A 15,040-nucleotide genomic window follows, 5' to 3' on the forward strand; every position below is an offset into this window, starting at 1 on the left:
GTTACTTCCTCTTCGCCTTTTTATCAGCCGCGTGACCGTAATAGGTCCGGGTCGGCGCAAATTCACCGAATTTGTGGCCGATCATCTGCTCATTCACCATAACGGGAATGAATTTCTGACCGTTGTGAACGCCGAACGTCAATCCGACGAATTGCGGCAGAATGGTGGAGCGGCGGGACCAAGTTTTGATCACCTCCTTGCGGCCTGAATCGCGAGTCTTTTCTGCCTTTTTGAGAAGGCTCAACTCCACGAAGGGCCCTTTCCATACCGAGCGTGCCATGGTCTCTACCCTTACTTCTTCGCGTTACGGCGGCGGATAATGAATTTATCCGTCGACTTGTTGGAACGGGTGCGCTTGCCTTTGGTCGGCTTGCCCCACGGGGTCACCGGATGGCGACCACCAGAGGTGCGGCCTTCACCACCACCATGCGGGTGATCGACCGGGTTCATGACAACGCCACGAACTGACGGGCGCTTGCCCAGATGACGATTACGACCTGCTTTACCCAGGTTGATGTTCTGCTGATCCGGATTTGACACCGCACCGACCGTCGCCATGCATTCCGCACGAACGACGCGCAATTCACCAGAAGACAGCTTCAGCTGAGCATAGCCCTGATCACGACCAACCAACTGGGCATAGGTCCCAGCGGAACGGGCGATCTGACCGCCCTTGCCCGGCTTCATCTCCACATTGTGGATGATGGTCCCAATCGGCATATTGGCCATGGCCATTGCGTTACCGGGCTTCACATCGACCTTCTTACCAGCGATGATCTTATCACCGGCTTTGAGGCGCTGCGGGGCCAGGATATAGCTCAGCTCACCGTCGTCATATTTGATCAAGGCGATGAACGCCGTGCGGTTCGGATCGTATTCCAGCCGTTCCACAGTCGCCGAAACATCATGCTTCAGGCGCTTGAAATCCACGACGCGATAGCGGCGCTTTGCCCCACCGCCACGACGGCGCTGGGTAATGCGACCAGTATTGTTGCGTCCGCCATGCTTGTGCAGGCCTTCGGTCAGGGACTTAATCGGGTCCCCTTTATGAAGGTCTGAGCGGTCGACCAGAACCAGACCGCGCTGGCCTGGTGTGATCGGTTTATAGCTCTTAAGCGCCATTGCTTAACTCCTCTTTCGATCCGGTCTATCGATACGGCTTAAATGCCGGCACCGACGTCGATCGAATGCCCTTCTTCCAAACTCACCACAGCCTTTTTCCAGTCGCTGCGCACGCCCAAGCGGCCTTTAAAGCGCTTGGTCTTGCCTTTTACCAGCAACGTGTTCACGGCCTTTACCTTCACATCGAAGATCTTTTCGATCGCCGATTTGATTTCCGGTTTGGTCGCGTCATTGGCCACTTTGAAAACAACCTGACCATGTTCGCCAGCCAGCGTTGCCTTTTCGGTGATCACTGGTGCCAAGATGATGCGGTACATCCGCTCCATCGTAGGCGTCGATTTGTTGAAATATCTCCAGCTCATTTTAACCGTGCCTCCAGACCTTCGACGGCCGCTTTGGTCAAGACCAGCGTGTCGCGGCGCAGGATGTCGTAAACGTTGGCGCCCTGGGTTGGCAGAACATCGATATTCGGAATGTTCTGTGCAGCCAGCGCAAAATTGCGATCAAGTTCCGCACCGCCAACGATCAAGGCATTCGCCAGACCCATTGCGGCCAGTTGAGCCTTCAACAGCTTCGTCTTGGGCTCCGATGACAGCGCATCGTCCAGGATGATCAGCTTGCCAGCCGTCGCTTTGGACGACAGGGCATGCATCATGGCCAAACGACGGACCTTTTTCGGCAGATCAATCGAATGATCCCGAGGAGTCGGTCCGAATGCGCGCCCACCACCGCGGAAATGCGGGGCCTTACCGTTACCCTGACGGGCACGACCGGTGCCCTTCTGGCGGTAGATTTTGGCGCTGTTGCCGTTGATTTCTGCCCGGTTTTTGACCTTGTGGGTCCCGGCCCGACGCTTCGCCAACTGATAGTTGACCATACGTGCAAGGATGTCCTTGCGAGGCTCGAGCCCGAAGATGGCATCGCTTAGATCGATGTCACCAGCGGCCTTATTGTCGAGCGTGAGGATTTTGGTTTTCATTGTCCCTTACCCCTTACGCGCCGGACGGCTCGCCGTCGGTTTCAGATTCGACCGCAGGCGCTTGCGTTGCATCAGAAACCGGTGCGTCATCGGCGGCTGCCGCGACGGGGGTTTCATCTTCAACCGGCGCATTGGTCGGCTTGAGCGACGCCGGCGACGGAGCGCCTTCCGGCAAAGCTTTTTTCACGGCATCCTTCAACAGGATCCAGGCATTCTTGGAACCAGGAATGGCACCCTTCACCAGGATCAAGCCACGAGTAACATCCGTTTGCACGACTTGCAGATTCTGCTTCGTGATCTGGCTGGCACCCATATGACCGGCCATTTTCTTGCCCTTGAACACCTTACCCGGATCCTGACACTGACCGGTGGAGCCATGGGAACGGTGCGAGACAGACACACCGTGGCTGGCCCGCAGACCGCCGAAGTTGTGTCGTTTCATCGCGCCGGCAAAGCCCTTACCGATGGTGATCCCCGTGGCGTCGACCCATTGGCCGGCCAGGAAATGATCCGCCTGAAGCTCGTCGCCTGGGGCCAGCAGGTTTTCCGCATCTACACGGAATTCCGCCAGCTTGCGCTTCGGCTCCACGCTGGCCTTCGCGAAATGACCGCGCATGGCTTTAGTGGTGTGTTTCACCTTACGCTTGCCTAGACCCAGCTGCACCGCAGTGTAGCCATCGGTTTCCTGGGTGCGCACGGCAGTGACTTGCAGCCCGTCCATCTGCAGCACGGTCACTGGCACATGGGTGCCATCTTCCGTCCAGATGCGGGTCATGCCCAATTTCTTAGCGATAACGCCGGTTCTCATCGTTCCGTCCCCCGCGTCAGAGCTTGATTTCGACGTCGACACCAGCAGCCAGGTCGAGCTTCATCAGCGCGTCCACGGTCTGTGGGGTCGGGTCCACGATGTCCAACACGCGCTTATGCGTGCGAACTTCAAACTGCTCACGGCTCTTTTTATCGATGTGCGGCGAGCGCAACACCGTGAACTTCTCAATGCGCGTCGGAAGTGGGATAGGACCCCGTACTTCTGCGCCCGTCCGCTTAGCGGTGTTACAGATCTCCTTGGTCGACTGATCGAGGACCCGGTGATCAAACGCCTTAAGGCGGATACGAATGTTCTGGCTTTCCATGCCGTTCACCCTCTGTCATCCCCGCCCGCACTCATATGAGCCGTTTTGGGGAAGGCTTGCGGCAGTCTCCACCGTGGAGACCGCCGCTGTGTCTACTGTTATTACTTAATGATCGACGCGACGACGCCTGCACCGACGGTGCGTCCGCCTTCGCGGATAGCAAAGCGCAGACCTTCGTCCATGGCGATCGGGGCGATCAGTTCGACCTGCATCGATACGTTATCACCCGGCATCACCATTTCCGTGCCTTCCGGAAGTTCGACCATACCGGTCACATCCGTCGTGCGGAAATAGAACTGAGGACGATAGTTCGTGAAGAACGGTGTGTGACGGCCCCCTTCATCCTTCGTCAGAATATAGGCTTCGCCCTTGAACACCGTGTGCGGCGTGATCGAGCCCGGCTTCGCCAGAACCTGTCCGCGTTCCACATCATCCCGGCCAACACCGCGCAACAGCGCGCCAATGTTGTCGCCCGCTTCGCCGCTGTCCAGCAGCTTGCGGAACATTTCAACACCCGTCACAACCGTCTTCTGCGTCGCCTTGATGCCGACGATTTCAATTTCTTCGCCAACCTTGACAATGCCCGTCTCAACGCGGCCCGTCACAACAGTCCCACGACCAGAGATCGAGAACACGTCTTCGATCGGCATCAGGAACGGACGATCCTTCGGGCGTTCCGGCTGAGGGATATAGCTGTCAACAGCCGCCATCAGTTCCAGGATCTTCGCCTTGCCGATCGCTTCGTCACGGCCTTCCAATGCTGCCAGGGCAGAACCGGCAATAATCGGAATATCGTCGCCAGGGAAATCATAAGACGACAGCAGGTCGCGCACTTCCATCTCAACCAGTTCCAACAACTCTTCGTCGTCAACCTGGTCAACCTTGTTCAGGAACACAACAATCGCAGGAACGCCAACCTGGCGGGCCAGCAGAATGTGTTCGCGGGTCTGAGGCATCGGGCCGTCCGCTGCGTTCACAACCAGGATCGCGCCATCCATCTGTGCCGCGCCCGTGATCATGTTCTTCACGTAATCCGCGTGGCCAGGGCAATCAACATGCGCATAGTGACGCGCATCCGTCATATACTCAACATGCGCCGTGTTGATCGTGATACCGCGCGCCTTCTCTTCTGGCGCCTTATCAATGTTCGCGTAATCCATGAACGACGCGCCGCCGGTTTCCGCCAACACTTTCGTGATCGCTGCCGTCAACGTCGTCTTACCATGGTCAACGTGACCAATCGTGCCGATGTTGCAATGCGGCTTCGTACGCTGGAACTTTTCCTTACCCATGTCTCTTCTCCATACCCGGTCGGCGCTGTGCCGACTGATTCAAATTCAATCAGGCGTTAATCCACGAGGATCAGGCCAATTTTGCTTTCACCTCGTCGGCAACCGCTTGCGGCACCGGCTCATAGTGGTCGAACTGCATCGTGTACTGGGCGCGACCCTGGCTCAAAGAGCGCAGCGTGTTCACATACCCGAACATGTTTGCCAGCGGTACGCTTGCATTCACAACCCGGGCGATGCCGCGCTGATCCATGCTGCTGACCTGACCCCGACGGCTGTTCAAGTCGCCAATGATGTCGCCCATGTAATCGTCTGGTGTCACCACCTCGACCTTCATGATCGGCTCCAGCAAACGTGCACCAGCTTTTTCCATTGCCTCGCGGAACGCAGCCCGCGCGGCGATTTCAAACGCCAGAACCGAGGAGTCAACATCGTGATACGCGCCGTCTACCAAGGTAACCCCGAAATCGATAACCGGGAAACCGGCCATGATCCCGCTGCCCATCTGGGAAACAATACCCTTCTGAACGCCAGGAATGTATTCCTTGGGAACCGACCCGCCGACAATCTTGCTTTCGAAGGTGAAGCCTTCGCCTGGCTCATGCGGTTCAAATTCAAGCGTGATCTTAGCGAACTGACCTGACCCACCGGTTTGCTTCTTGTGGGTGTAGTCCACGGTAACCTTCTTCGTGATGGTTTCACGATAGGCAACCTGCGGCGCACCGATATTTGCGTCCACCTTGAATTCCCGCTTCATGCGGTCAACCAGAATATCCAGGTGCAATTCGCCCATGCCGGCAATGATGGTCTGGCCTGATTCTTCGTCGGTCTTCACGCGGAAGGACGGATCTTCAGAGGCCAAACGCTGCAGCGCCTGGGACATTTTTTCCTGGTCAGACTTGGTCTTCGGCTCAACCGCGATTTCGATAACCGGATCCGGGAATTCCATCCGTTCCAGAATGATCGGGTTTGCCGGATCGCACAGCGTATCGCCGGTCGTGGTGTTCTTCAGACCTGCAATAGCGACGATATCGCCCGCCATGGCTTCCTTGATGTCTTCCCGGCTGTTTGCATGCATCAACAGCATACGGCCGACGCGCTCTTTATTCTCTTTAACCGAGTTCTGAACATAGGAACCGGCTTCCAGAGACCCAGAATAAACGCGACAGAAAGTCAGAGATCCAACAAACGGGTCAGACATGATCTTGAAGGCCAGCGCAGAGAAAGGCGCTTCATCAGACGTCTTGCGTTCCAGCTTGGTTTCCAGATCCTTCACCGACACACCCTGGACGTTATCAACGTCTTTCGGGGATGGCAGGAAATCGACAACCGCATCGAGCAGCGTCTGAACACCCTTGTTCTTGAACGCGGTTCCGTTCAGCACGGGCACGAATGCGCCGGCCAGAGTGCCACGACGGATGCATTTATTCAGCGTATCGATATCGGGCTCTGTGCCTTCCAGATAGGCTTCCATGGCTGCATCATCAAATTCAACGACGAGCTCCACCAGCTTGTGGCGATATTCTTCGGCCTTGTCTTTCATATCGGCAGGGATGTCGACATATTCAAATGCCGCGCCCAGATCTTCACCCTTCCAGACAACGTGCTTCATGCGCACCAAGTCGATCAGGCCGTCATATTCAGATTCCGAACCAACCGGCAGATTGATGATGCACGGCGTTGCGCCCAGACGGTCGACAATCATATCGACACAGCGATAGAAGTCGGCACCCATGCGGTCCATCTTGTTGATGAAGCACATACGCGGCACTTTATATTTATCAGCCTGGCGCCAGACCGTTTCGGACTGAGGCTCGACACCGGCAACCGCATCAAACACAGCAACGGCACCATCGAGCACACGCAGGCTACGCTCCACCTCAATGGTGAAATCCACGTGGCCGGGAGTATCGATGATGTTGACGCGGTGATCCCGCCAGAAGCAGGTCGTCGCAGCAGACGTGATCGTGATGCCGCGCTCTTGCTCCTGCTCCATCCAGTCCATGGTCGCATTGCCATCATGAACTTCACCGATCTTATGAGACCGACCGGTATAGTACAGGATGCGTTCAGTAGTGGTCGTCTTACCCGCATCAATATGGGCCATAATGCCAATATTGCGGTAGCGATCGATCGGGGTCTGGCGTGACATCAGTGTCGCTCCTTACCAGCGATAATGGGAGAAAGCGCGGTTCGCATCAGCCATTTTATGCGTGTCTTCACGCTTTTTAATGGCGGCGCCGCGATTGTTTGAAGCATCCATCAACTCACCGGACAGACGCTCAATCATGGTGTTTTCAGACCGCTTGCGGGCCATATCGATCAACCAACGGAACGACAGAGCCTGGGCACGGGTCGGGCGAACCTCGACCGGCACCTGATAGGTCGCACCACCAACACGGCGGGAGCGCACTTCCAGATGCGGCTTCACATTTTCCACGGCTTCGTGGAAAACCTTGATCGGATCCACACCGCCCTTGCCCGCCATGCGGTCAAGTGCACCATAGACAATCCGTTCAGCGGTGGATTTTTTACCATCCAGCATCACAGAATTGATGAATTTCGACAGCACGAGGTCACCGAATTTTGCATCCGGGATGATCTCACGTTTTTCTGCACTATGACGACGTGACATTTCTTAAAGACTCCCGATCACTTCGGACGTTTCACGCCGTATTTCGAACGACGCTGTTTACGGTCTTTCACGCCCTGTGTATCGAGCGTGCCGCGAATGGTGTGGTACCGCACGCCGGGCAAATCCTTTACCCGTCCGCCGCGGATCAGCACAACCGAGTGTTCCTGAAGGTTGTGGCCTTCACCCGGAATATAGCTGGTCACTTCGTACCCATTTGTTAAGCGGACACGCGCAACCTTACGAAGGGCCGAGTTCGGCTTCTTCGGCGTGGTTGTGTAAACGCGCGTACATACGCCGCGTTTCTGCGGGCACGCTTCCAGAGCGGGAACTTTTTCCCGGACCGGTTTGTCTTTCCGCGATTTGCGGATCAGCTGGTTGATCGTCGGCATATGATCTTCCCGTCGCCGTTTCTATCTCTTAGGCGGCCCTCACGGCAGCCCGCTGTCTATCCAAATCGCATCACCCAAGCAAAACCCGCTTGGCAAGATACGAACCGTGACGTCGGCAGAAGGTTATCCTTCCCACCCCGTCACGCCTGAAACTTTCAAATCCCAACGACCCCATCCAAGCGGAGGAGATCGATACTCTAAATTCGATTTGCCAGAACTGCGTTTAGGCTCATACCGCTTCCGGTTTTGTGAAAAGCAATCCCTGGGGATTTTTCACTCAGTCGAAGCGTCTGATATGTCTCTTTCGAAACGGACCAGATCGGGCCTACCGCCAGCTCTCTTGAAGGCGCGCGGATACTATGCACGGACCCCCGCCACGTCAAGCGGGATTCTGTCCGTTTTTCATGGAATCTTCACGCAGGTTAATATTGCTGTATTTTACAGATTTGTGAAATTTAATTTCAAAAATGCGAATCATACTGTGCGAAGTGACCCCGCAATGGGGTCAACAGGGGTGCTGTACCAGGATTATGCGGCATCCAAACACGACACCCTGGCTCTGCAACGTATTTTCCAATGCATTTCACCAAAAACGCTTTTCTTTCGCACAAGACATATTCATGATTTGTAAGTTATTCCTTGGGGGGCGTGCATATGGTGATAAGAGTCTTGGTGCGTTTTTTGACGGTAGTTCTTCTGGCGCACAGTTTTGTGGTTTTCAGTGTCACGGTGTCACCGCCGCTGGCGCAGGCGCAAACCGCACTTCGGGTTGCCTATCTTATACCTGGCAGCAATAAGGAACCCTTCTGGCTCAGCGCCGCATCCTTCGCGCAGGCGGCAGCTGACGATCTGGGCTTCATTCTTGAAGTTCACTATGCCTTTAACGACGGGCGCAAGTTGCTGGAGATTGGCAAAGACGTTGCCAATCGCCCCAAGGACAAACCCAACTATATTATTTTTCATAATTATGAGGGGGCTGCCCCCTATATTATGAATGAGATTGAACGCAATAATCTATACGGCTTTGTTGTGGGGACAGGCCTTTCCGAGAATGTGCGCCAGACAGTAAAGGGACCCCGGGAGAAGTTCAAAAGCTGGCTGGGAGAAATCAAAGTCGATAATGTCGGTGGCGGCAACATGCTGGCCAAACTTTTGTTCCGGGCCGCATTTGAACGGGGCCTGACCAGCGCATCAGGTCGTTACACGATGGCATTGGTCAATGGCAGTGCCGGCGATTCCGCAGCTCAGGATCGGCAGGAAGGCGCTATTCTTGCGTCTAAGGAGTATTACCGGGGAGAGATCATCTCTCGCTCCATCGCCGATTGGTCCCGGATTAAAGCCCGCGCCATTGCAGCGCGCGCTTTTGAGAAAAACCCGACAACACCGATGTACTGGGTTGCCAATGATCTGATGGCACTTGGGATACTGGATACCTTCGAACGTACCCGGCGCATCCCCGGTCAGGACACATTGATCGGATGTTTCAACTGGTCGCCCTGGGCGTTGCAAGCGGTCGCCAACAATCAGATTGAATATGTGCTGGGGGGTCATTTTATTCATGCCGGCGCCGCTCTGGTGATGCTGTTTGATCATTCACGCGGGACTGATTTTCGGGACAAGGGGCTAAGCCAGGTCGCACGCTACGGCCTGGTTACCAAGACCAACGTCAAAGCGGTCTATCAAAGAATGATCAAGAATGATTATAGCAGCATCGATTTTCGGAAATTCAGTCGCGTCTTAAATCCGAATTGGCAGGACTATTCGTTTGACGCACTAACCTATCTCTCGGAAGTTCGCTGAACGCGAAATGCCCGTGACGTCTGATGCTTGCCGTGGCATTCATGCTGGGCTAGGCATGCGGACGAAAGGGGAAGTGCGTCATGCAATGGAGAGTACCGGGCGCGATCAGGGCGCTGCTGTTTGGTGTCATTTGTGTCGCGCAGATATGCGCCTTCAACCCTTCGGGATTGGCTGCCGGTCAGGGCGCGCCGCGCGTTCTTTTTATCAATCCCGCCCCGCCAGAGGATCAATATTGGACATTGGTCACCCGCATGATGCAGGCCGCCGCCCAGGATCTGGGGGTTGAACTGGAAGTCCAGCATGCCTTCCACAGCGGCGACTATACGCTGAAATATGCAACCCTGGCAGCAGAGCGCGCGGTCAAACCCCACTACATAATCTTCCGCAATGTCGATGAAATCGGGGAAGACGTGTTCAAGGTCACAGGCGCTGCGGGCATCAATACGATAACGATTGACGCGCCTTTTCAGGAAAAAGAATTGGCTCCTTTGGGGGGACCCAGAAAGACCTATCCCCGATGGCTTGGTCAAGTCGTCCCAAATTCGCTGGGAGCATCAGATCAGATGACACAGGTCCTGATCGGTGAAGTCATGCGACGGGGCTTTAAGGGTTTGATCGATATCGTTGCGATGACCGGTCCCGAAGACGATATAGGGTCCCAGGTGCGACTGTTCGGTCTAAAACGGGGGTTGAAAGACCATCGCAATGCCCGCCTGAAGCATGCCTTCCCCTCTGCCTGGGATTCAAAAGTCGCGGACAGGGAGGCATTCAAGGCCTTTCGCTATGCGCTGAATGCCCCTGTCTGGTGGGGCGCGGATGACAATATTGCCGAAGGCATGGTGAATGTCCTGCGCAATACGCACCGGAAACTGGGACAGGACACATTTGTCGGGGCCTTTAACTGGACACAACCGATGTTGACCGCCGTTGTCCAGAATCAGGTGCATTACCTGGCCGGTGGCAGCTTCGTGCAGGGGGCAGCCGCCCTGATCCTGGCGCATGATCATTTCCGGGGTAAGGACTTTGCGGAAGTCGGGCTGAATTATACGATGGATCTGGGGATTCTCTATCGGGACAATTTGAAATCGACCGGTCGGATCATGATTTCCGATGCCTGGGACCGGATTGATTTCCGACGGTTCAGCCGCGCCACAAATCCGGCGCTGACCCAGTATGATTTTACCGTAAACAGTTTCCTGCGCGCCGTTCTGGGCCAATAAACCACCGCCAATAAACCACCAATGAAAAAGGGCCCCGGATGTCTCCGAGGCCCCTGTTTTCATCAGGCGTATCTCTGCTTATTCAGCAGCGTTTGAGGTTTCATCCTCATCCGTATTTGCCGCAGCCGCAGCCTGTTCCGCTTCCAATGCAGCCTGAGCGGCGGCACGTTCAGCCTGAATGGCCTTATCACGGCTGTTGGCAACACCCCGCAGGCGCTTCATGACCGAGCCGGTACCGGCTGGGATCAAGCGACCCACGATGACGTTCTCTTTCAGCCCTTCCAGCGTATCGACCTTGCCGTTTACGGCGGCTTCGGTCAGCACGCGGGTGGTCTCCTGGAAGGAGGCCGCGGAGATGAAGGAGTTGGTCTGCAAGCTTGCCTTGGTGATCCCCTGCAGAACCGGCTTGGCGACGATGGGTGCCTTGCCTTTCTTCTCCAGGTTTTCATTCATGGTCTGCACTTCATAGCGATCCAGAATTTCACCAACCAGGTTATAGCTGTCACCCGGATGCTGAACTTCGACCTTCTGCAGCATCTGGCGGACGATCACTTCGATATGCTTATCGTTGATCTTCACGCCCTGCAGACGATAGACGTCCTGGATTTCCTTGCACAGATAATCGGCCAAGGCCTCAACACCCATGACTTCCAGAATGTCGTGCGGCACCGGGTTCCCGTCCATCAGCATTTCACCCTTTTGGATGAAATCGCCTTCCTGAACGGTGATGTGCTTGCCTTTCGGGATCAGGAATTCGGTTGGCTCCCGATCTTCTTCCGCGGGGCGGATGACGATCCGGCGCTTGGCCTTATAATCTTTCCCGAACTCGATATAGCCGTCCTGATCCGCGATAATCGCGAAGTCTTTCGGCTTGCGGGCTTCGAACAGCTCGGCAACACGAGGCAGACCCCCGGTGATGTCGCGCGTCTTCGAGCTTTCCCGTGGAATACGGGCCAGCACGTCCCCGGCCTTCACTTCGGTCTTGTTGTGGATCGACAGAATAGCATCACTGGACATGAAATAGCGGGCTTCCATGCCATTTGGCAGGGTCACGACGCCATCTTTTTCGTCCCGCAGGGTAATGCGTGGGCGCAATTCATTCCCACTGGCCTGCTGCTTCCAATCGATAACCACTTTCGAGGAAATCCCCGTCGCTTCATCGACCACGTCCCGCACCGACACACCTTCAACCAGGTCGACATAATGCGCGATACCGGCGGTTTCCGTGATGATTGGAATGGTATAGGGATCCCATTCTGCCAGGGTCTGGCCCCGCACAACATCGGCACCATCGTCAATCCGCAGACGCGCGCCATACGGCACACGGTGCTTCGCCCGCTCCCGGCCCAGCTCGTCCAACAGCACCAGTTCGCAGTTCCGACCCATGATGACCATGCGGCCTTCGGAGTCGATAACGACGTTCTTGTTCTGAATGGTCAGCTTACCGTCAATCGAGCTTTCGACTGAGTTCTGCTCTGCCCCACGCTGTGCGGCCCCACCGATGTGGAAGGTACGCATGGTCAGCTGGGTGCCAGGCTCGCCAATCGACTGTGCCGCGATGACGCCAATGGCTTCACCGATATTCACAACCGTTCCGCGGGCCAGATCACGACCGTAGCAAGTGCCACAGACGCCAACTTTGGTTTCGCAGGTCAGAACCGAACGGATCTTGACCGAGTCAATACCAGCGGTTTCGATGGCATCGGCTTCCGGCTCTGTGATCAGTTCACCCTTCTTGATGATGATGTCGCCGCTAAGCGGATCCACAACATCTTCTGCGGTGCAGCGACCCAGAATACGTTCGGCCAGGCCTTCGATCAGATCGCCGCCTTCAATCACGGCCCGCATGGTCAGACCCTGCGAGGTGCCGCAATCGCGTTCGACAACGATGGCATCCTGCGCAACGTCAACCAGGCGACGGGTCAGATAGCCAGAGTTCGCGGTCTTCAACGCCGTATCCGCAAGGCCCTTACGCGCCCCGTGGGTGGAGTTAAAGTATTCCAGAACCGTCAGCCCCTCCTTAAAGTTGGAGATGATCGGGGTTTCGATGATTTCCCCCGACGGCTTGGCCATCAGCCCGCGCATACCGGCAAGCTGTTTGATCTGCGCTGGTGACCCACGGGCCCCGGAATGCGCCATCATATAGACCGAGTTCAGGCTCTTCTTATCGCCGCCCTGCATGATTTTCATCATCTCGTCGGCGACCTTATCGGTCGTACCGGACCACAGATCGACCACCTTGTTGTATTTTTCAAGCTGGGTGATCAGGCCGTCCAGATACTGCTGTTCGTATTCCTTAACCTGCGCCTGAGCTTCATCGATCAGTTTGATCTTCGCTTCCGGCACCAACAGATCGTCCTTCCCGAAGGAAATGCCCGAACGACAAGCCCAGGCAAAGCCCAGACCCATCAAGCGGTCACAGAAGATCACCGTCTCTTTCTGACCGGTATGACGATAAACGATATCGATCAGGTTAGAGATGTCCTTTTTGGTCAACAAACGGTTGATCAGGCTGAAGGGCAGATGCGTATCGCGGGGCAGAATCTGGGCCAACAACATCCGGCCCGGCGTCGTAACCACACGCTGGCGGATTTCATTGCCCTCTTCATCCACGGTCTCATAGATCGATTTGATGCGGGTGTGCAGGCTGATTGCCTTGGTTTCCATCGCATGTTCGATTTCGGCCAAAGTCGCATAAGATGGCACACGGTGGGCTTTCGCCTTTCCGTCAGTGATCATCTTGAACGCTTTTTTCGCATCGGTTTCCAGGATGATATTGCTGGCATCATCGGCTTCACGCAGAACGATGTCTTCCCGCTCCATCGCCGCTGTCAGGGCCTCGATACCATCGATATGAATAACCGGGCTCGGGGCATCCGTCCGCTCATGGGTGATATAGTACAGCCCCAGAATGATATCCTGAGACGGCACAATAATCGGCTTACCATTCGCAGGCGACAGGATGTTGTTGGTCGACATCATCAACACGCGGGCTTCCAACTGGGCTTCCAGCGAAAGCGGTACGTGAACGGCCATCTGGTCCCCGTCAAAGTCCGCGTTAAACGCCGCGCAGACCAGCGGGTGCAGCTGAATGGCCTTCCCTTCGATCAGCTTGGGTTCGAACGCCTGAATGCCCAGACGGTGCAGGGTCGGCGCACGGTTCAGGAGGACCGGATGCTCGCGGATAACCTCTTCCAGGATATCCCAGACTTCCGGGCGTTCCTTTTCAACCAAGCGCTTGGCCGCCTTAATGGTCGACGCCATGCCATAGGTTTCAAGCTTGGAATAGATGAACGGCTTGAATAATTCCAAGGCCATCTTCTTCGGCAACCCGCATTGATGCAGCATCAATTCCGGACCCACCACGATGACCGAACGGCCGGAATAGTCGACGCGCTTGCCCAACAGGTTCTGGCGGAAACGACCCTGCTTGCCTTTGAGCATATCGCTCAAGGATTTCAGCGGGCGCTTGTTCGCACCGGTGATGACACGACCGCGACGGCCGTTATCGAACAGCGCATCGACAGATTCCTGCAGCATACGCTTTTCATTACGCACGATGATATCGGGCGCACGCAGTTCCATCAGACGACGCAGACGGTTGTTCCGGTTAATGACGCGACGGTACAGATCGTTCAGATCCGACGTTGCGAAACGGCCACCATCCAGAGGCACCAGCGGGCGCAGTTCCGGCGGGATAACCGGGACAACGTCCAGGATCATCCATTCAGGGCGCGCACCAGAAGCCAGGAAGGCTTCCAGCAGTTTCAGACGCTTCACCAGCTTCTTGCGCTTTGCTTCAGAACCGGTTTCAGCGATGTCTTCGCGGGTTTTCTCAATCGCTTCTTCAGGATCGATCTGCGACAGCATGGATTTCAGTGCTTCCGCACCGATTTCCGCCGTAAACGCATCTTCACCATACTTGTCCTGAGCGTCCAGATATTCTTCTTCCGACATCAGCGACTGAATCTTCAGATCGGTCAGACCCGGTTCCGTCACGACGTAGTTTTCGAAATACAGAACCCGTTCCAGATCCTTCAGGGTCATGTCCATCAACAGACCGATGCGGCTGGGCAGGGATTTCAGGAACCAGATATGCGCAACAGGTGACGCCAGCTCAATATGGCCCATGCGCTCGCGCCGGACTTTAGAGAGCGTGACTTCAACGCCGCATTTTTCGCAAACGATGCCTTTATACTTCATGCGCTTGTATTTACCGCACAAGCATTCGTAATCCTTGATCGGGCCAAAGATCCGCGCACAGAACAGGCCATCCCGTTCCGGCTTGAAGGTACGGTAGTTGATCGTTTCCGGCTTTTTGATTTCGCCGAAGGACCAGGAGCGGATACGCTCCGGCGAGGCCAGGGAAATCCGGATACTATCAAAGCTTTGGAGACCTTGGGGTTGTCCAAAAAGCTGCATCAACTCATTCATAGTGCTCTCCTTTGCGCCCGTTTAGCTTAGCGGCGCTGT

Annotated in this window: 13 protein-coding genes; 2 read left to right on the top strand and 11 right to left on the bottom strand. The window is 55.7% G+C overall.

Going from position 1 to position 15,040, the window contains the following annotated elements:
* Position 1: 1 nt before the first annotated feature.
* The 10 genes from rpsS to rpsL form a co-directional block, all read right to left on the bottom strand.
* The gene (gene rpsS / locus ACOSDM_RS13820) at positions 2-280 is read right to left on the bottom strand and encodes a 30S ribosomal protein S19 (protein WP_420725126.1); all 279 of its coding nucleotides are present in this window, start codon (positions 278-280) and stop codon (positions 2-4) included.
* An 11-nt stretch (positions 281-291) separates the two neighbouring features.
* The gene (rplB, locus tag ACOSDM_RS13825) at positions 292-1,122 is read right to left on the bottom strand and encodes a 50S ribosomal protein L2 (protein WP_420725127.1); all 831 of its coding nucleotides are present in this window, start codon (positions 1,120-1,122) and stop codon (positions 292-294) included.
* Positions 1,123-1,160: 38 nt separating this feature from the next.
* A complete protein-coding gene (locus ACOSDM_RS13830; RefSeq protein WP_420725255.1) occupies positions 1,161-1,448 on the bottom strand; it encodes a 50S ribosomal protein L23 in 288 nt (95 codons plus the stop codon).
* 32 nt (positions 1,449-1,480) lie between these two features.
* Positions 1,481-2,101, bottom strand: coding sequence for a 50S ribosomal protein L4 (gene rplD / locus ACOSDM_RS13835; RefSeq protein WP_420725128.1), 621 nt, complete (start codon positions 2,099-2,101; stop codon positions 1,481-1,483).
* Between the two features lie 13 nt (positions 2,102-2,114).
* Complete coding sequence (gene rplC, locus ACOSDM_RS13840; protein WP_420725129.1) at positions 2,115-2,909, bottom strand: 50S ribosomal protein L3; 795 nt, start codon at positions 2,907-2,909, stop codon at positions 2,115-2,117.
* Positions 2,910-2,925: 16 nt separating this feature from the next.
* Entirely contained in the window at positions 2,926-3,234 is a 309-nt protein-coding gene (rpsJ, locus tag ACOSDM_RS13845; protein WP_169626973.1) for a 30S ribosomal protein S10, read from the bottom strand.
* 101 nt (positions 3,235-3,335) lie between these two features.
* On the bottom strand, positions 3,336-4,526 hold the full coding sequence (tuf, locus tag ACOSDM_RS13850) for an elongation factor Tu (protein ID WP_420725130.1): 1,191 nt from the start codon (positions 4,524-4,526) through the stop codon (positions 3,336-3,338).
* A gap of 70 nt (positions 4,527-4,596) precedes the next feature.
* Positions 4,597-6,675, bottom strand: a complete 2,079-nt coding sequence (fusA, locus tag ACOSDM_RS13855; protein WP_420725131.1) for an elongation factor G — start codon at positions 6,673-6,675, stop codon at positions 4,597-4,599.
* 12 nt (positions 6,676-6,687) lie between these two features.
* On the bottom strand, positions 6,688-7,158 hold the full coding sequence (gene rpsG / locus ACOSDM_RS13860; RefSeq protein WP_420725132.1) for a 30S ribosomal protein S7: 471 nt from the start codon (positions 7,156-7,158) through the stop codon (positions 6,688-6,690).
* Between the two features lie 17 nt (positions 7,159-7,175).
* The gene (gene rpsL / locus ACOSDM_RS13865; RefSeq protein ID WP_420725133.1) at positions 7,176-7,547 is read right to left on the bottom strand and encodes a 30S ribosomal protein S12; all 372 of its coding nucleotides are present in this window, start codon (positions 7,545-7,547) and stop codon (positions 7,176-7,178) included.
* Between the two features lie 681 nt (positions 7,548-8,228).
* Here rpsL and ACOSDM_RS13870 point away from each other — a divergent pair.
* Together ACOSDM_RS13870 and ACOSDM_RS13875 are read left to right on the top strand one after the other, a co-directional pair.
* Positions 8,229-9,347 (top strand): substrate-binding domain-containing protein, encoded by a 1,119-nt coding sequence (locus ACOSDM_RS13870; RefSeq protein WP_420725134.1) that lies wholly within the window; start codon positions 8,229-8,231, stop codon positions 9,345-9,347.
* An 80-nt stretch (positions 9,348-9,427) separates the two neighbouring features.
* The gene (locus ACOSDM_RS13875; protein WP_420725135.1) at positions 9,428-10,567 is read left to right on the top strand and encodes a substrate-binding domain-containing protein; all 1,140 of its coding nucleotides are present in this window, start codon (positions 9,428-9,430) and stop codon (positions 10,565-10,567) included.
* 78 nt (positions 10,568-10,645) lie between these two features.
* Here ACOSDM_RS13875 and rpoC read toward each other — a convergent pair whose 3' ends face one another.
* Complete coding sequence (gene rpoC, locus ACOSDM_RS13880) at positions 10,646-15,001, bottom strand: DNA-directed RNA polymerase subunit beta' (RefSeq protein ID WP_420725136.1); 4,356 nt, start codon at positions 14,999-15,001, stop codon at positions 10,646-10,648.
* Positions 15,002-15,040 lie beyond the last annotated feature (39 nt).

The organism is Hwanghaeella sp. LZ110 (assembly GCF_048892525.1).
Classification (GTDB): Bacteria; Pseudomonadota; Alphaproteobacteria; order UBA8366; family Aestuariispiraceae; genus Pacificispira.